This is a genomic window from Mesorhizobium sp. B2-3-15, assembly GCF_006442875.1.
GTDB classification, from domain to species: Bacteria; Pseudomonadota; Alphaproteobacteria; order Rhizobiales; family Rhizobiaceae; genus Mesorhizobium; species Mesorhizobium australicum.
Genome location: NZ_VFVO01000007.1, coordinates 278,837 through 295,092 on the forward strand (window position 1 = coordinate 278,837; position 16,256 = coordinate 295,092).

Here is a 16,256-nt window from a genome sequence, read left to right on the forward strand (position 1 = left end):
GTGCCAAAAGACGGGGCAAAGCTGATGAATATGCACACACAACCGCAGCGCACACCGGCCGAGACAGCGTTGATCGACGCGTTCGGCGACCGGCTGTCGCTGTTGCCGGGCGACGGCGCGGTGATGCTGAAGCGCGACGATGCCATCGAAGCGATCAAGCACGGCTTGCCGACGCGACGCATCGAATCCTGGCATTATACCGACCTGCGCCGCCTTTTGAACGCGGTGCCGGAGTTCGACCCGGCCGCCGCGGCGAAAGCCATCGCGCCAATCGTCGACGGTTCGACGGTTCTAAGCTTGTTGAACGGCGTATCGAGTGCCAAGGCGCCAGTTGTCGAGGGCGTCAGTGTCCAGCGCCTGTCGGAAAAGCTGATTGACGGCAGCATCGCGCCGGGCCTCGATCCCTATGGCAATGACGATGCCATCGGTGCGCTGAACACGGCTTTCGTTGCCGACGGCTACTTTGTCGAGGTCGCCGATGGCGCCGAACTGGAAAAGCCGATCGAGCTGCAGAATTTGCAGGCCGGCGGCCAGACCCATGTGCGCTTGGCCGTTCGCATCGGCGACGGCGCCAAGGCCGTCATCGTCGAGCGTCAGGTGGGCGAGGGCGCGGCGCTGGTCAGTTCTGTCAGCGAACTCGTGCTCGGCGAGGGCGCCGAGGTAACGTGGCTGATCGTGCAGGAACAGCCGGAGACGGCGACGCATCTGGCACAGTTCAAGGCCCATATCGGCAAGAACGCGAAACTGACGCTGTTCGTCATGAACGCCGGCGGCAAGCTTGTGCGCCAGGAGATCATGGTCAGGACGACAGGTGAGGGCGCCGACTTCCAATTGCGCGGCATCAACCTGCTCGCCGGCGACACCCACACTGACGTGACCATGGTGCTCGACCACTCCGTGCCGCACACGACCTCGACGGAGATCGTTCGCAACGTGGTGACGGGCAAGGCGCGTGGCGTCTTCCAGGGCCGCATCAACGTCCATCAATATGCGCAGAAGACCAACGCCAAGATGGCCTGCAACACGCTGTTGCTGTCCGACGATGGCGAGTTCTCGACCAAGCCGGAGCTCGAAATCTTCGCCGATGACGTCGTCTGCGGCCACGGCGCGACGGTGACCGAGATCGACCACGACCATCTGTTCTACCTGATGGCGCGCGGTGTCGACGAAAAGAGCGCACGCGGTCTGCTGGTCAAGGCCTTCGTCGCCGAGGTGATCGAGGAACTGGACGACGAGACGATTGTCGAGGCGCTGGAAGCGAAGCTCGACGAGTGGTTTGTGACGCACGGGTGAAGCTGATGAACGCACCGGGCAAGATTGGAGATTTCTACGACGTCGAGGCGATCCGCCGCGACTTCCCGATCCTGTCGCGCGAAGTCTACGGCAAGAAGCTGGTCTATCTCGACAATGGCGCCTCGGCGCAGAAGCCGCGGGTGGTGCTGGACACGATCCAGCACGCCTATTCCCAGGAATACGCCAACGTCCATCGCGGCCTGCATTTCCTGTCCAATGCCGCCACCGACGCTTACGAAAAGGCGCGGGAAACGGTGCGCCGCTTTCTCAATGCGCCAAGCACCGACAACATCGTCTTCACATCCAACACCACCTCGGCGATCAACACCGTCGCCTATGGCTATGGCATGCCCAATATCGGCGAGGGCGACGAGATCGTGCTGTCGATCATGGAGCACCACTCCAACATCGTGCCCTGGCACTTCATCCGCGAGCGGCAGGGCGCCAAGCTGGTCTGGGTGCCGGTCGACGATCTCGGCGTCTTCCACATCGAGGAATTCGAAAAGCGGCTGTCCGATCGCACTAAACTCGTGGCCATCACGCAGATGTCGAACGCGCTGGGCACGGTGACACCGATCAAGGAGATCGTGCGCATCGCGCATTCGCGTGGCATTCCGGTGCTCGTCGACGGCAGCCAGAGCGCGGTGCACATGCCGATCGACGTGCAGGATCTCGACTGCGATTTCTTCGTCTTCACCGGCCACAAGGTCTATGGTCCCTCGGGCATCGGTGTCCTCTACGGCAAGAAGGATAGTCTCGCCGGCATGCGGCCTTTCATGGGCGGCGGCGAGATGATCGAGGAGGTGACGGAAGACATCGTCACCTACAACGAGCCGCCGCATCGCTTCGAGGCCGGCACGCCGCCGATCGTCCAGGCGATCGGACTGGGCGCCGCGCTCGACTATATGGACTCTGTCGGTCGTGAGCGCATCGCCGCGCATGAGGAAGACTTGAAGACCTACGCCCACGAGCGCCTGCGCGCCATCAACTCGCTGCGCATCTTCGGCGATGCGCCCGGCAAGGGCGCCATCATCTCCTTCGAGCTGCAAGGCATTCATGCCCATGACGTGTCGATGGTGATAGACAGGCAAGGCGTGGCGGTCCGTGCCGGCACCCATTGCGCCCAGCCGCTGTTGAAACGTTTCGGCGTAACCTCCACATGCAGGGCATCGTTCGGCATGTATAATACCAGGGCAGAAGTCGACGCTTTGGCCGAGGCGCTTGAAAAAGCGCGCAAATTCTTCGGATGACGATTTTTTCGGGTGACGACCATGGATGATGTGAGCACCACCACCGAAACTACGCCGGAAGCCGCCGGCAACAGCGTCGTTTCCGCGTCGGCCATTCCCGCCGATGAACTGGCGCGGCTGACCGACGATATCGTCTCGGCGCTGAAGACGGTCTACGACCCGGAAATCCCGGCCGACATCTACGAGCTTGGCCTCGTCTACAAGATCGACGTCGAGGACGACCGCTCGGTCAAGATCGACATGACGCTGACCGCGCCTGGCTGCCCGGTGGCCGGCGAAATGCCCGGCTGGGTGGAAAATGCCGTCGGCGCCGTCGAGGGCGTCTCCGGCGTCGAAGTCAACATGACCTTCGACCCACCCTGGACGCCCGACCGCATGTCGGAAGAGGCGCAGGTCGCGGTGGGCTGGTACTAGCGCCGCACCTGGCACACTTGCGCCAGTGGTAAAACTTCACCATTTTAGGTCAGGAATCATTCGGCAGGCCTTGAACCTGCATGGAATGGAGAAGGAAAAACATGGGACGCTTTGCCGTCATCACGATGACCGAAAAGGCCGCCGACCGGGTGCGTGAGATCGTCGCCACGCGCGACAACGCGCATGGCATCCGCCTTGGCATCAAGAAGGGCGGCTGCGCCGGCATGGAATACACGGTCGATCTGGTGACCGAGCCCAACACAAAGGACGACCATATCGAGCGCGACGGCGCGCATGTCTATGTCGCGCCGGAAGCCGCCCTGTTTCTGTTCGGCACCGAGATGGATTTCGAGCAGACGACGCTGCGTACCGGCTTCACCTTCCACAACCCGAACCAGAGTTCGGCTTGCGGCTGCGGCGAATCCGTCGAACTGAAGCCGGCCGATCTCAAGGCGCTGGCCGAGGCGCGCGCCACGGCCTGATCTTCCTTCGCCCCGTTTACGGGGCGAAGAAAGCTAATCCACCCACATCCCCGTCCGCTTATGCCAATCGGCGATCGATTCCTCGGGATAGACGTCGAATGTCTTGTCGCCCTTGCCGATCTCAGGCTCGACCCAGTTGGCCTTGTATTTCAGCATCAGATGCACTTTTTCAGGCGGCGTTGGCAGATCGCTGTCGATCGCCGAGGCGAAGGGATGCACCAGGTCCGGCCAGGTTGGGTCGTAGAGCCAGAGCGCCGACCCGCATTTGCGGCAGAAATTGCGCTCCCCGGTCGAGATCTCGCAGTGGGGATGCTCGTCATCCTCGATCTCGGCGCGATAGACGCCGAGATTGCTCTTGCCCCTGATGTTCAGCGTCTCGTAGGCGGCGCCGAGATTGATGGCGAAACCGCCGCCGCCCTGCTGCTTGCGGCAGATCGAGCAGTAGCACAGCATGAACGGCACAGGCGTGTGGCTTTCCACCTCGAAACGCACGGCGTTGCAGCGACAGGACCCCTTGAGCAGCACAGGCATGGCAAAAACTCCGACAGGATAGCCACAACCTGTCAGCATGATTTTGGTTGCGGCGATGACAAGGCCAAATGCCGGTGACATGATCGCGGCATGGACAATGAGCGCATCGCGGAACTGTTCGAGGGCCTCGGTCCGGTCAGCATCCGAAAACTATTCGGCGGCAAAGGCATCTATTTCGATGGCGTCATCGTCGCCATCGTGCTGCGCGGCGAATTGCTGCTGAAAGCCGACGCGCAGAGCGCATCGGAGTTCGAAGCCGCGGGCTGCCGGCAATGGACCTACACCGGCTCTCGCCACGGCAAGCTTGTCGCCATGCCCTATTGGAGCATTCCCGACAGCGCTTTCGACGATCCCGACGAAATGACGGTGTGGGCGCGACGCGCCTACGAAGCTGGGCTGCGGGCGGGGAAGTAGGCTCCCGCCAGCACGAGGCACCCCTCATCCGGCCGCTTCGCGGCCGCCTTCTCCCCGGCGGGGAGAAGAGGTTTGCGTTGAGGCCGCAAGTTCCTCTCCCCTCGGGGAGAGGTCGGATTGCCCCGAATTGCTCTTTGCAATTCGGTCTTGGTAATCCGGGTGAGGGGGACTTTCTTGGCAGTCCCTACAGCGCCTTGGCGATCTCAGCCGCCAGCCTTGCATTGTTCTCGACCAGCGCGATGTTGGTCTTCAGGCTGCGGCCGCCGGTGAGTTCGAGGATTTTTCCCAGCAGGAACGGCGTCACAGCCTTGCCGGTGACGTTGAGGGCTTCGGCCGCCTTTTGGGCGGCTTCGATGTAGCCCGCCATTTCTTCAGCGGGGATTTCGTGGGATTCCGGCACGGGATTGGCAATCAGCATGCCGCCGCCCAAGCCCAGAGCCAGGCGTGTCCGGTAGAAATGCGCGATATCTTCCGGTCCGTGCAAGGTCAATGGCGCCCGGAACGGTGACTGCCGCGACCAGAAGGCCGGCATCGTCTCGCAGCCATGGCCGACCACGGGCACGCCGCGCGTCTCCAGCACTTCCAGCGTCTTTTCGATGTCGAGGATCGCCTTGGCGCCGGCCGAGACGACGATCACCGGTGTACGCGCCAATTCATCGAGGTCGGCCGAGATGTCGAAGCTCTTTTCCGCCCCCTTGTGCACGCCGCCAATGCCGCCGGTGGCGAACACCTTTATCCCGACCATGTCAGCCGCGATCATGGTGGCGGCGACCGTGGTGCCACCGGTGCGGCCCTGCGCGACGGCGAAGCCGAGATCGGCGCGCGACAGCTTCATGGCGTCACCGGTCATCGCCAGCGATTCGCGTTCGCCGTCCGAAAGCCCGATCTTGATGCGGCCGTTGACCACCGCGATGGTTGCCGGCACGGCGCCGCCGTCAGCGATGATCTTTTCGACGTTGGCCGCCATGGCGCCATTGTCGGGATAGGGCATGCCATGGGTGATGATGGTGCTTTCGAGCGCCACCACCGGGCGCCCGGCGGCCAGGGCCTGCGCCACCGGTGCGTGGATATCGATGAAGGGGCGGGCGGTCTCTGGCGTCATCTCTGATCTCCAATCCGGAGTGCGGCGCATCCATCAGGAAAGCGTAGCTTCACCGCGCGTTATGAACTTGCCGGGTCTCATGCCACTTCCCTGGCATCCGGCACAAGGGCCAGCGCTTCCGCGAAGCTCGCCGCGGTGAATTCGGGCACCGCGTCGGCGCTTTCGATGGCCAGCGTTGCCGCGGCGACGCCCTCGCGCACGGCGTGGCGCAGCGGATGGCCCCGCAGCAGTGCTGCGACCGTCGCACCTGCCAGCGCGTCGCCGGCGCCGGTGACATCGGCGACTTTTCTGGGGGCAGGCGGCAGGATCGAAAAGGCGCCTGTCTCATCGAAACCCAGCACAGGGCCGCTGCCTGCCGTGACCACGCCGCTGGCAAGGCCGCTGCACCGCAACCCGTCGACCATTTCCCGCTCGGCGGCCGCTGCATTGACACCGGCCAGCACGACGGCCTCTCGCCGGTTCATGAAGAGCTGGGCCAGCCCGCCGAGAACCGGTATCAGCCGCGTTACCTTCGCCGGCGAAATCGCGATGGCGAAAACCGGTTTACCGGCGGCGAGCGACAGCAGCCGCTCCAGGGCGGCCGACGGCAGATTGGCGTCGCACAGGATGGCATCGGCGGCGGCCACCTCCTGGCGTATCTTGGAACGCCTGATCTGCTTGGGAAAAGCCAGGTCGTACAGTGCCATGTCGGCAAAGCCGACGATCAATTCGCCCTCGCGATCGATCAATGCCGTGTAGCTCGGCGTGGTACGGTCGAGGAACACCGCCGAAAGATCGGCGATGCCTGCCTCGGCGATGGCCCGTGAAACCGTATCGGCCGATGCATCGCCGCCCCGCATCGACACCAGGGAGGCCGACACGCCGCGCCGTACCATGCTGCGCAACGCGTTGAAGACGCCGCCGCCGACATCCTCGCGCATCGTGCCGGGATTGGAGGCTGCCGGCACGTAGGGACCGTACACCTGGCCACGCCGGTCGATATGGGCGCCGCCCACGGCCAGGATCTTCGGGGATTCCACCATGGCGGCGATATGACCTTTGTTGTTGCGGCCGCACAAGCGCTAGAGTGCGCGACAGAGCTTCGCATGCTGGTCGGCGATTCGGCCGGGCGATACGATCGAGCCGTCTGGCCCAATGCGGAGCCCGTTCGTGCCCGAGCTTGCGAGACAAAAAAAGAACAAACCGCGATATCCTTTGTTTTTCAGTTGGTTGTCACCCCTTGCCAAATGAGAACAAAAAAGGTACAAAATGGTAGGGATTACGGATTGTCCGGCCTTCATTGACGACCAAGGGGTGATGTATCATGGCTCAGAATTCTTTGCGGCTGGTAGAGGATAAGGCAGTGGACAAATCAAAGGCTCTGGATGCGGCGCTGTCGCAAATCGAGCGGGCTTTCGGCAAGGGCTCGATCATGCGGCTCGGCGCCAACGAGCAGGTCGTCGAGATCGAAACGGTGCCGACCGGCTCGCTCGGCCTCGACATCGCGCTCGGCGTCGGTGGCTTGCCGCGCGGCCGTATCATCGAGATCTATGGGCCGGAAAGCTCCGGCAAGACGACCCTGGCCCTGCACACCGTGGCTGAAGCCCAGAAGAAGGGCGGCATCTGCGCCTTCGTCGATGCCGAGCACGCGCTCGATCCGGTCTACGCCCGCAAGCTCGGCGTCGATCTTGAAAACCTGCTGATCTCGCAGCCCGACACCGGCGAGCAGGCGCTGGAGATTTGCGACACGCTGGTGCGTTCCGGCGCCATCGACGTGCTGGTGGTCGATTCGGTGGCGGCGCTGACGCCGCGTGCCGAGATCGAGGGCGAGATGGGCGATTCGCTGCCGGGCCTGCAGGCCCGCCTGATGAGCCAGGCGCTGCGCAAGCTGACCGCGTCGATCTCGCGCTCCAACACCATGGTCATCTTCATCAACCAGATCCGCATGAAGATCGGCGTCATGTTCGGTTCGCCCGAAACCACGACCGGCGGCAACGCGCTGAAATTCTACGCTTCGGTTCGCCTCGACATCCGCCGTATCGGCTCGGTCAAGGATCGCGATGAGGTCGTCGGCAACCAGACCCGCGTCAAGGTGGTCAAGAACAAGTTGGCGCCGCCCTTCAAGGTGGTCGAGTTCGACATCATGTATGGCGAGGGCGTCTCCAAGACCGGCGAACTGGTCGACCTCGGCGTCAAGGCCGGCGTGGTCGAGAAATCGGGCGCCTGGTTCTCCTATAATTCGCAGCGTCTCGGCCAGGGCCGCGAGAATGCGAAACTGTTCCTGCGCGACAATCCCGATACCGCGCGCGAGATCGAGCTGGCGCTCAGGCAGAATGCCGGATTGATCGCCGAAAAGTTCCTCGAAAATGGTGGCTCCGAGGGCAATGGCGACGACGGTTTTGAGGACGAAGCCGGCGCGATGTAGGCAACGGTCAGAATTTGGCCATAAATCCAGACTATTAGTCAATGCTTAAGTAAAAGAGTTCTGTAGCACCGCGTTCCAAACCGCCGGCCTTCGCGCCGGCGGTTTTCGTTTGGGCGGCCCCGCAAGTGCCGGTGCAAAGCGCGAATTGGCCCAATTCCGTGTTTCTGGACAGGGTCAAGAGCTACGGCTAAAAGGCCAGCTCCATCTTCTAGAAAATACAGAGCCATCTCCCGCCGGTCCGGCCGGCGGCTCTCTTGAAAAGGCAGTATCCATGAGTGGCGTCAACGAGATCCGGTCGACCTTTCTCGACTATTTCCGCAAGGAGGGCCACGAGGTCGTGGCCTCAAGCCCGCTCGTGCCGCGCAACGATCCGACATTGATGTTCACCAATGCCGGCATGGTGCAGTTCAAGAATGTCTTCACCGGTTTGGAGAAGCGGCCCTATTCGCGCGCCACCACAGCCCAGAAAAGCGTCCGCGCCGGCGGCAAGCACAACGATCTCGACAATGTCGGCTATACCGCGCGCCACCTGACCTTCTTCGAGATGCTCGGCAATTTCTCCTTCGGCGACTATTTCAAGGAGCGCGCCATCGAGCTTGCCTGGAACCTCATCACCAGGGAGTTCGGGCTGAAGAAGGACAAGCTGCTGGTCACCGTCTATCACACGGACGACGAGGCGGCTGGCTTCTGGAAGAAGATCGCCGGTTTCTCCGACGATCGCATCATCCGCATCCCGACCTCGGACAATTTCTGGGCGATGGGCGACACCGGTCCTTGCGGACCATGCTCGGAAATCTTCATCGATCGTGGCGAGCACATCTGGGGTGGACCTCCCGGCAGTCCCGAGGAAGACGGCGATCGCTTCCTCGAATTCTGGAACCTGGTGTTCATGCAGTATGAGCAGGTGACGAAAGAGGAGCGCGTCGACCTGCCGCGCCCGTCGATCGACACCGGCATGGGCCTGGAGCGCATGGCGTCCATCCTGCAAGGGGTGGAGAGCGTCTTCGAGACCGACCTGTTTCGTCATCTGATCGATGCGGCATCCTCGGCACTTGGGCGCGCGCCCGACGCCGAAACGGTTGCGTCCTACCGTGTCATTGCCGATCATCTGCGCTCGTCCTCCTTCCTGGTCGCCGACGGCGTGCTGCCGTCGAACGAAGGCCGCGGCTATGTGCTGCGTCGCATCATGCGCCGCGCCATGCGCCATGCGCAGTTGCTGGGGGCGAACGAGCCGCTGATGTGGAAGCTGGTGCCGGCGCTGGTGCGCGAGATGGGCCAGGCCTATCCCGAACTGGCACGCGGCGAAACGATGATCGCCGAGACCCTGAAACTCGAGGAGACCCGTTTCCGCAAGACGCTGGTGCGTGGCCTCGGGCTGCTGTCCGAGGCGACGGAGAAGCTCGGCGCCGGCGACATGCTCGATGGCGAAACGGCATTCAAGCTCTACGACACCTATGGCTTCCCGCTCGACCTGACGCAGGACGCGCTGCGGCAGCGCAGCATCTCGGTCGACCTTGCCGGCTTCACCAATGCGATGGAGCAGCAGAAGGCGGAGGCGCGCAAGCACTGGGCCGGGTCCGGCGAGGCCGCCACCGAGACGGTTTGGTTCTCCGTGCGTGAAAAGACCGGCGCCACCGAATTCCTCGGCTACGAAACCGAGCAGGCGGAAGGCCTCATCGAGGCGCTGGTCAAGGACGGCAAGACCGTCGACAGCGCCGGCAAGGGCGATGCGGTCGCCGTGGTCGTCAACCAGACGCCGTTCTACGGCGAGTCCGGCGGCCAGATGGGTGACACCGGCATAATCTCGGGCGAGGGCTTCTCGATCGAGATTTCCGACACGCAGAAGAAGGCCGATGGCCTCTTCGTGCATCTCGGCAAGGTGGTCGCCGGCACGGTCAGTCCGGGTGCCGCGGTCGAACTTAAGGTCGATCATGCCAGGCGCTCCCGGCTGCGCGCCAACCACTCGGCGACGCACCTGATCCACGAGGCGTTGCGCGAGGTGCTGGGCACCCATGTCGCGCAGAAGGGTTCGCTGGTCGCACCCGAGCGTCTGCGCTTCGACATCTCGCACAACAAGCCGATCTCCGCGCAGGAGCTCGAAGAGGTCGAGCGCATGGCCAACGAGATCGTCGTGCAGAACGGCCCGGTGACCACGCGCCTGATGTCGGTCGACGACGCCATTGCCGAGGGCGCGATGGCGCTGTTCGGAGAGAAATATGGCGATGAGGTGCGCGTGGTGTCGATGGGCACGGGCTTGCATGGCGCCAAGGCCAACCGGCCTTATTCGGTCGAGCTCTGCGGCGGCACGCATGTCAGGGCGACCGGCGATATCGGCCTGGTGCGCATCGTCTCGGATGGTGCTGTCGCCGCCGGCGTGCGCCGCATCGAGGCATTGACCGGCGAGGCCGCGCGCAGGCATCTCGATGAGCAGGACCGACGCCTGAAGACCACGGCGGCAACGCTTAAGATCTCGCCCGCAGATGTGCCAGCGCGCGTCGAAGCGCTGCTCGAAGAGCGCAAGAAGCTCGAGAAGGACCTGGCCGAAGCGCGCAAGAAATTGGCCCTGGGCGGCGGGTCGCCTGCCGATGCTCCTGCCGCCAACGAGATCGTCGCTGGCGTCGGCTTTCTCGGCAAGGCGGTGTCAGGTGTCTCGCCAAAGGACCTGAAGCCGCTGGCCGATGCCGGCAAGACTTCGTTGGGTTCTGGCGTCGTCGTGTTCGTTGGCGCCGGAGAAGACAACAAGGCGAGCGTTGTGGTCGCTGTCACCGATGATCTCGTCGGCCGTTTCAGCGCCGTCGACCTTGTTCGCGTGGCCTCCGCAGCATTGGGCGGGCAGGGCGGCGGCGGCCGCCCCGACATGGCGCAGGCCGGCGGCCCGGATGCGTCGAAGGCCGATGATGCGATCGCGGCAGTGAGGGCGGCGCTCGAGGCAGCGTAGCTACCATGCGTGGGGCCAGGCGGGATCCTTTCTCTTGGGGCAGCGCTGCCCCTCATCTGGCTGCCGCCATTTTCTCCCCGTAGAACGGGGAGAAATGCCCGCCAGGGCAGGGGCGGCGCGACGTCGAGGAAGCTCACCTCGAGTTATACGCTTTTTCGGTACGCACGAAGCTCGGGCGGCCAGCCATTCGCAAATACAAATCCCAGATGCCTGCAAACTGCGCCAGCAATCCCCGTCCTTCTGGAACCTTGACGAAGTAGCCGATGATCGGCGCGGCGTGCAGATCGGCCAGGGTCAGCTGGTCGCCGAGCAGCCAGGGCCCGTCTTGCTTCAGCGAAGTCAGCGCCTTCAGCACCGTCTCTGCCTGCCGCAGGCCATCCGCGATCAAGCTCTCGTCGGGCACTTCCTTCTCCAGACGCTCGACCGCGACATCCCAGACCATTGCACGGTAGGCGTAGGCGTCGAGCATGCCGATGATCTGGTTCATCCTTGCGCGGGCGCGTATGTCGGCGGGCTGCAGCGCCGGCCCGTCGAAGGCCTCGTCGACGTAGCGAGCGATCGCGCTCGCCTCGAACAGGCGGAAATTGTCATGCTCGAAGGCCGGGATGCGGCCGAAGGGATGGTGTTTGCCGTACCATGCCGGCGCGCCACCTTCTGCAAAGATGTCGACCGGCACGAGATCGTAGGCGATGCCTTTCTCCTCGAGCGCAAGCCGGACGATGCGTACATAGACGCTGTAATCCGCGCCGTAGACGACCGGCTTGCCCATTTGTCCGCGAGGCGGTTACGCCATCGCCTTCTGCAAATTCTCGCCGATCTTGTCGAGGAAGCCGGTGGTCGAGAGCCAGGGCTGGTCGGGGCCGATCAAGAGCGACAGGTCCTTGGTCATGAAGCCGCTCTCGACAGTCTGGATGCAGACCTTTTCGAGCGTCTCGGAAAAACGCTTCAGTTCGGCGTTGTCGTCGAGCTTGGCGCGGTGCGCGAGGCCTCGCGTCCAGGCGAAGATCGACGCGATCGAATTGGTCGAGGTTTCCTCGCCCTTCTGATGCTGACGATAGTGGCGGGTCACGGTGCCGTGCGCGGCTTCCGCTTCGACGGTCTTGCCGTCCGGCGTCATCAGCACCGAGGTCATCAGGCCGAGCGAACCGAACCCTTGCGCCACCGTGTCGGACTGGACGTCGCCGTCATAGTTCTTGCAGGCCCAGACATAGCCGCCCGACCATTTCAGGCTCGACGCCACCATGTCGTCGATCAGGCGGTGCTCGTACCAGAGCTTCTTCGACTTGAACTCGGCCTCGAATTCAGCCTCGTAGACTTCCTGGAAAATATCCTTGAAGCGGCCGTCATAGGCCTTGAGAATGGTGTTCTTGGTCGACAGGTAGACCGGATAGTTGCGCAGCAGGCCGTAGTTCAGCGACGCCCGGGCGAATTCGCGGATGGACTCGTCGAGATTGTACATGGCCATGGCGACACCGGCGCCGGGCGCGTCGAACACGTCGTGCTCGATGACCTGGCCGTCCTCGCCGACGAACTTGATCGTCAGCTTGCCCTTGCCGGGAAAGCGGAAATCGGTGGCGCGATACTGGTCGCCGAAGGCGTGGCGGCCGACGATGATCGGCTTGGTCCAGCCGGGCACCAGGCGCGGCACGTTCTTCATTATGATCGGCTCGCGAAAGATGGTGCCGCCCAAAATGTTGCGGATGGTGCCGTTCGGCGATTTCCACATCTTCTTCAGCTTGAATTCCTCGACGCGCTGCTCGTCGGGGGTGATGGTCGCGCATTTCACGCCGACACCGTATTTCTTGATGGCGTTGGCCGAATCGATGGTCACCTGGTCGTTGGTGGCGTCGCGATGCTCGATGCCCAGGTCGTAATATTCGAGCTCGAGGTCGAGATAAGGGTGGATCAGCTTGTCCTTGATGAACTGCCAGATGATGCGGGTCATCTCGTCGCCGTCGAGTTCGACGACCGGGTTCGCCACCTTGATCTTCGCCATGGAAAGAATGCCTCGTTGCTGGGAATGGGACGGCCTTGCCCGCGTGGCGTCGGCCGGGGATGCCGCCCGTATATCAAAGCGCTTTTGGCCACGCAAACGGCGATCGGTCACGAATGTGAGCCCACGGCGCCGTCATTTGCGAATGCTTCATTTTCGCGGCCGAATATGGCAGGGGACGCTGAAATGCCGCAAACAGCAGTTCATTGACAATCATGCCCATTACCAAAGATCCCGATAACACCGCAGCCGGCCCGGCGATCATCCTTGTCGAGCCGCAGCTCGGCGAGAATATCGGCATGGTCGCCCGCGCCATGGCCAATTTCGGACTGTCGGAACTGCGTCTGGTCAATCCGCGCGATGGCTGGCCGAGCGAGAAGGCGCGTGCCGCCGCCAGCCGTGCCGACCACGTCATCGATGCCGTCAAGGTTTTCGACGATCTGGCCTCGGCACTTGCCGACCTGAACTTCGTCTTCGCCACCACCGCAAGGCAGCGCGACGGTTTCAAATCCGTGCGTGGACCGGTGGAGGCGGGCAGGATGCTGCGCGCCCGTCACGCAATGGGGCAACGCACCGGTATCCTGTTCGGTCGCGAGCGCTTCGGCCTCTACAATGACGAGGTTGGCCTCGCCGACGAGATCGTCACTTTCCCGGTCGATCCTGATTTCTCCTCGCTCAACATCGCCCAGGCGGCCTTGCTGATGTCCTACGAGTGGATGAAGTCGGGCCTGGAGGACGAGACCAGGACCAATTTTTCGGGGCCGGAGATGAAGCCTGCAAGCAAGGAAGAATTGCACGGCCTGTTCACCTATCTCGAAGGCGCGCTCGAGGCGCGCGGCTATTTCAGGCCGGCGCCGAAGAAGCCGAAAATGGTCGACAACCTCCGCGCCGTGCTGACGCGGGCAGGCTTTGCCGAGCCGGAGCTCAAGGTGCTGCGCGGCATCATCTCTTCGCTTGACCGGTTCTCGCCGGCGATGCCGCGCGGCGATGGGTCACCTGGCGATGACCCGAGGCGTTTGCCCGCGGCGGCGGCGCGCGCCCGCAAGGCGGAGGCGACTGGTCGGGCGCCGGACGCTAGCGGCGACGACACGGACACGCCACTGCTCGGCGGCAAGGGAACCGACAATGACTGACCAGCCGATCCTGATGTTCGATTCCGGCGTCGGCGGTCTGACCGTGTTGCGCGAGGCACGCGTCCTGATGCCCGACCGGCGCTTTATCTATGTCGCCGACGATGCCGCTTTTCCTTTTGGCGCCTGGGAGGAGCCGGCCCTAAGGGAGCATATACTAGGATTATTTGCCAAACTGCTCGACCGCTTCGCGCCGGCCATCTCGGTTATCGCCTGCAACACCGCCTCGACACTGGTGATCGACGCGCTGCGCGAAAGATTTCCCGGCCATCCCTTCGTCGGCACGGTGCCGGCGGTTAAGCCGGCGGCCGAGCGCACGCGCTCCGGGCTGGTCTCGGTGCTGGCGACGCCGGGCACGGTGAAGCGCCAGTACACGCGCGACCTGATCAGCAAATGGGCGCAGAAATGCCATGTCCGCCTGGTCGGCAGCGACAGGCTGGCTGGCCTGTCCGAAGCCTATATGCGCCAGGGCTTCGTCGACGAAGAGGCCGTGCGCGCCGAGATCGAGCCATGCTTCATCGAGCGCGACGGCATGCGCACCGACATCGTCGTGCTGGCCTGCACGCACTATCCCTTTCTGGTCAATCGCATGCGCAAGACCGCTCCCTGGCCGGTCGACTGGATCGATCCGGCCGAGGCGATCGCACGGCGCGCCCTTTCGCTGCTGCCGCCGATCAATGGGGCGCTGCCGCAAGCCGAGCCTGATATCGCGGTCTTCACCTCGGGCAAGGCGGACTTCGCCGTCAGCCGCCTGATGCAGGGGTTCGGGCTGACCGTTCACTTGGACAGCGGCAAAGCCGCCCGCCACTCAAACAGGTTCGAAGACGATGCTGCGTTGATCCGGATCGGCCAGGACTAGCCTAAGCGTCAGACCATCACCCTGTCTGAGCCCCGAGGCCTTCACGGTGGCAACGACAGCCATGTCGGCAAGCTGAATGCGCACGCCATGGTCGACGAAGTCGGTGACGACGGCTTTGAACGTCTCGCCCTCGCGCCCCTCCAGCATTACCGCCTCGGCAAGGTCGATGGCCGCGTGGTTGATCTGCGAAGCGCGGCTATCCGCGCGTCCCATCGCCTTCGGCAACCTGGCAAACGCGTCGGTAACAGCCTGGGGCACGGGCTGGCCGTTGGCGATAGCCAGCGCGCAGCGCACGACATAACGATCGGCAAGGCGCCTCAGTGGGGCGGTTGCATGGGCATAGGTCGCGGCCATCGCCTCATGCCATGGGACAACGCCGTCCTGATACGGTTGATAGGATGCGCCGGGGCTTGCATGGCGGATTTCCAGCATCAGCGCCGCCTGATGCGGATCGGTCGGATCGAGGGTTCGCTGATAGTCCCGCAAGCTGGTCGAGGCCGGCCAGGACAGTCCGAGAGCCTGTGCCGCGTTGCGCAGCCTTTGAACCTTGAAGGCATCCGGCCCCGACATCACCCGAAAAAGGCCGGTATGATGCGCAAGCATGGCATCGGCGATCGCCATGTTGGCGGCCAGCGAAAGCGCGGCGTTGTCCTGCTCGGATTGCAGAAGCGGCCTGAACGAAAGCCGGAATGTGCCGTCGGCAAGCCTTTCCACCTCCTGCTCGGGTGGGTCGACGCGGGAAGCCCCACGGCGCCGCTCATTCGCCGCCATGCGCCGCGCCATTTCGGCGAAGCCGGCCGGGACATCGGAGGCCTTCACGCTGTCATAGGCGAGCTTCGCGCGGCTTTGAATGATTGCCCGCTCCGCGCCGTCCAACTTCGTCGCGCCGTCCTGCGCAACCCGAACCGTGAAGATAGCAGCTGGACGGGGTCCATCCGGCAACAGGCTCGCCGCACCCTCGGCAATTACCGGCGGATAGAGCCCGGCCTTGCCGTCCGGCAAGTAAAGCGTCTCGCCCCGCGTCCAGGCTTCGCGATCGATCGCGTCGCCGTCCTCGACGAACCAGGCCACGTCGGCGATGGCGTAATGCAGCAGAAGATCGCCACCGCTCGCCTCGATCGAGAACGCCTGATCGAGATCGGTGGAAGCAGCCGGATCGAGCGTGACGAACGGCATTTCAGTTCGATCGGCATGCTGGTTGGGCACACGTTTGGCCGCCGCCTCCGCCGCGGCAAGCACATCGGCCGGAAATCCGTCCGGCACGTGGAATTCGGCGCGGATTTTCGCCAGTCCCGCGGAGAGAACCTGTGAGGGATCGGTCAGGGATTTCATTCAGCCGTCCTACACTGGGGTTCCGGACACGAGAAGGCTGCCGACGAAAATCGCCGAGCGCGGCCAAGGGTTGGCACCAGGCGGACGGGGAGCAGCGCCACTGGCGCTGGAACC

Annotated in this window: 15 protein-coding genes; 9 read left to right on the forward strand and 6 right to left on the reverse strand. The window is 63.5% G+C overall.

Annotated elements, in window-relative coordinates:
• Positions 1-24 precede the first annotated feature (24 nt).
• From sufD to sufA, 4 genes are all read left to right on the forward strand, one after another.
• The gene (gene sufD / locus FJ954_RS16675) at positions 25-1,293 is read left to right on the forward strand and encodes a Fe-S cluster assembly protein SufD (protein ID WP_140662013.1); all 1,269 of its coding nucleotides are present in this window, start codon (positions 25-27) and stop codon (positions 1,291-1,293) included.
• 5 nt (positions 1,294-1,298) lie between these two features.
• Positions 1,299-2,543, forward strand: a complete 1,245-nt coding sequence (locus FJ954_RS16680) for a cysteine desulfurase (RefSeq protein ID WP_140662014.1) — start codon at positions 1,299-1,301, stop codon at positions 2,541-2,543.
• A gap of 21 nt (positions 2,544-2,564) precedes the next feature.
• Positions 2,565-2,957 (forward strand): SUF system Fe-S cluster assembly protein, encoded by a 393-nt coding sequence (locus tag FJ954_RS16685; protein ID WP_140662015.1) that lies wholly within the window; start codon positions 2,565-2,567, stop codon positions 2,955-2,957.
• A 101-nt stretch (positions 2,958-3,058) separates the two neighbouring features.
• Positions 3,059-3,439, forward strand: a complete 381-nt coding sequence (gene sufA, locus FJ954_RS16690) for a Fe-S cluster assembly scaffold SufA (RefSeq protein ID WP_140662016.1) — start codon at positions 3,059-3,061, stop codon at positions 3,437-3,439.
• A 33-nt stretch (positions 3,440-3,472) separates the two neighbouring features.
• Here sufA and FJ954_RS16695 read toward each other — a convergent pair whose 3' ends face one another.
• On the reverse strand, positions 3,473-3,970 hold the full coding sequence (locus FJ954_RS16695; protein WP_140662017.1) for a GFA family protein: 498 nt from the start codon (positions 3,968-3,970) through the stop codon (positions 3,473-3,475).
• 90 nt (positions 3,971-4,060) lie between these two features.
• On the opposite strand from FJ954_RS16695, the gene FJ954_RS16700 reads away from it, so the two are divergent.
• A complete protein-coding gene (locus FJ954_RS16700) occupies positions 4,061-4,384 on the forward strand; it encodes a TfoX/Sxy family protein (protein WP_140662018.1) in 324 nt (107 codons plus the stop codon).
• Between the two features lie 184 nt (positions 4,385-4,568).
• Here the strand turns inward: FJ954_RS16700 and FJ954_RS16705 are convergent, their stop codons facing one another.
• Together FJ954_RS16705 and FJ954_RS16710 are read right to left on the reverse strand one after the other, a co-directional pair.
• On the reverse strand, positions 4,569-5,486 hold the full coding sequence (locus FJ954_RS16705) for a pseudouridine-5'-phosphate glycosidase (protein WP_140662019.1): 918 nt from the start codon (positions 5,484-5,486) through the stop codon (positions 4,569-4,571).
• Positions 5,487-5,563: 77 nt separating this feature from the next.
• Positions 5,564-6,508, reverse strand: coding sequence for a carbohydrate kinase family protein (locus FJ954_RS16710; protein ID WP_140662020.1), 945 nt, complete (start codon positions 6,506-6,508; stop codon positions 5,564-5,566).
• 281 nt (positions 6,509-6,789) lie between these two features.
• On the opposite strand from FJ954_RS16710, the gene recA reads away from it, so the two are divergent.
• Together recA and alaS are read left to right on the forward strand one after the other, a co-directional pair.
• On the forward strand, positions 6,790-7,890 hold the full coding sequence (recA, locus tag FJ954_RS16715) for a recombinase RecA (protein ID WP_013895892.1): 1,101 nt from the start codon (positions 6,790-6,792) through the stop codon (positions 7,888-7,890).
• Positions 7,891-8,161: 271 nt separating this feature from the next.
• Positions 8,162-10,828, forward strand: a complete 2,667-nt coding sequence (gene alaS, locus FJ954_RS16720; RefSeq protein ID WP_140662021.1) for an alanine--tRNA ligase — start codon at positions 8,162-8,164, stop codon at positions 10,826-10,828.
• A 133-nt stretch (positions 10,829-10,961) separates the two neighbouring features.
• On the opposite strand, the gene FJ954_RS16725 is transcribed toward alaS, so the two are convergent.
• Positions 10,962-11,597 (reverse strand): glutathione S-transferase family protein, encoded by a 636-nt coding sequence (locus FJ954_RS16725; RefSeq protein ID WP_140662022.1) that lies wholly within the window; start codon positions 11,595-11,597, stop codon positions 10,962-10,964.
• 15 nt (positions 11,598-11,612) lie between these two features.
• Complete coding sequence (locus FJ954_RS16730) at positions 11,613-12,824, reverse strand: NADP-dependent isocitrate dehydrogenase (protein WP_140662023.1); 1,212 nt, start codon at positions 12,822-12,824, stop codon at positions 11,613-11,615.
• A gap of 212 nt (positions 12,825-13,036) precedes the next feature.
• On the opposite strand from FJ954_RS16730, the gene FJ954_RS16735 reads away from it, so the two are divergent.
• A complete protein-coding gene (locus FJ954_RS16735; RefSeq protein ID WP_140617001.1) occupies positions 13,037-13,954 on the forward strand; it encodes an RNA methyltransferase in 918 nt (305 codons plus the stop codon).
• Positions 13,947-14,810, forward strand: a complete 864-nt coding sequence (murI, locus tag FJ954_RS16740) for a glutamate racemase (RefSeq protein ID WP_140617000.1) — start codon at positions 13,947-13,949, stop codon at positions 14,808-14,810. The genes FJ954_RS16735 and murI overlap by 8 nt, the downstream gene beginning before the upstream one ends.
• Here the strand turns inward: murI and FJ954_RS16745 are convergent.
• Positions 14,760-16,142: an RNB domain-containing ribonuclease gene (locus FJ954_RS16745; protein WP_015318154.1), complete on the reverse strand. Its 1,383-nt coding sequence runs from the start codon at positions 16,140-16,142 to the stop codon at positions 14,760-14,762. The two genes, murI and FJ954_RS16745, sit on opposite strands and share 51 nt — an antisense overlap.
• Positions 16,143-16,256 lie beyond the last annotated feature (114 nt).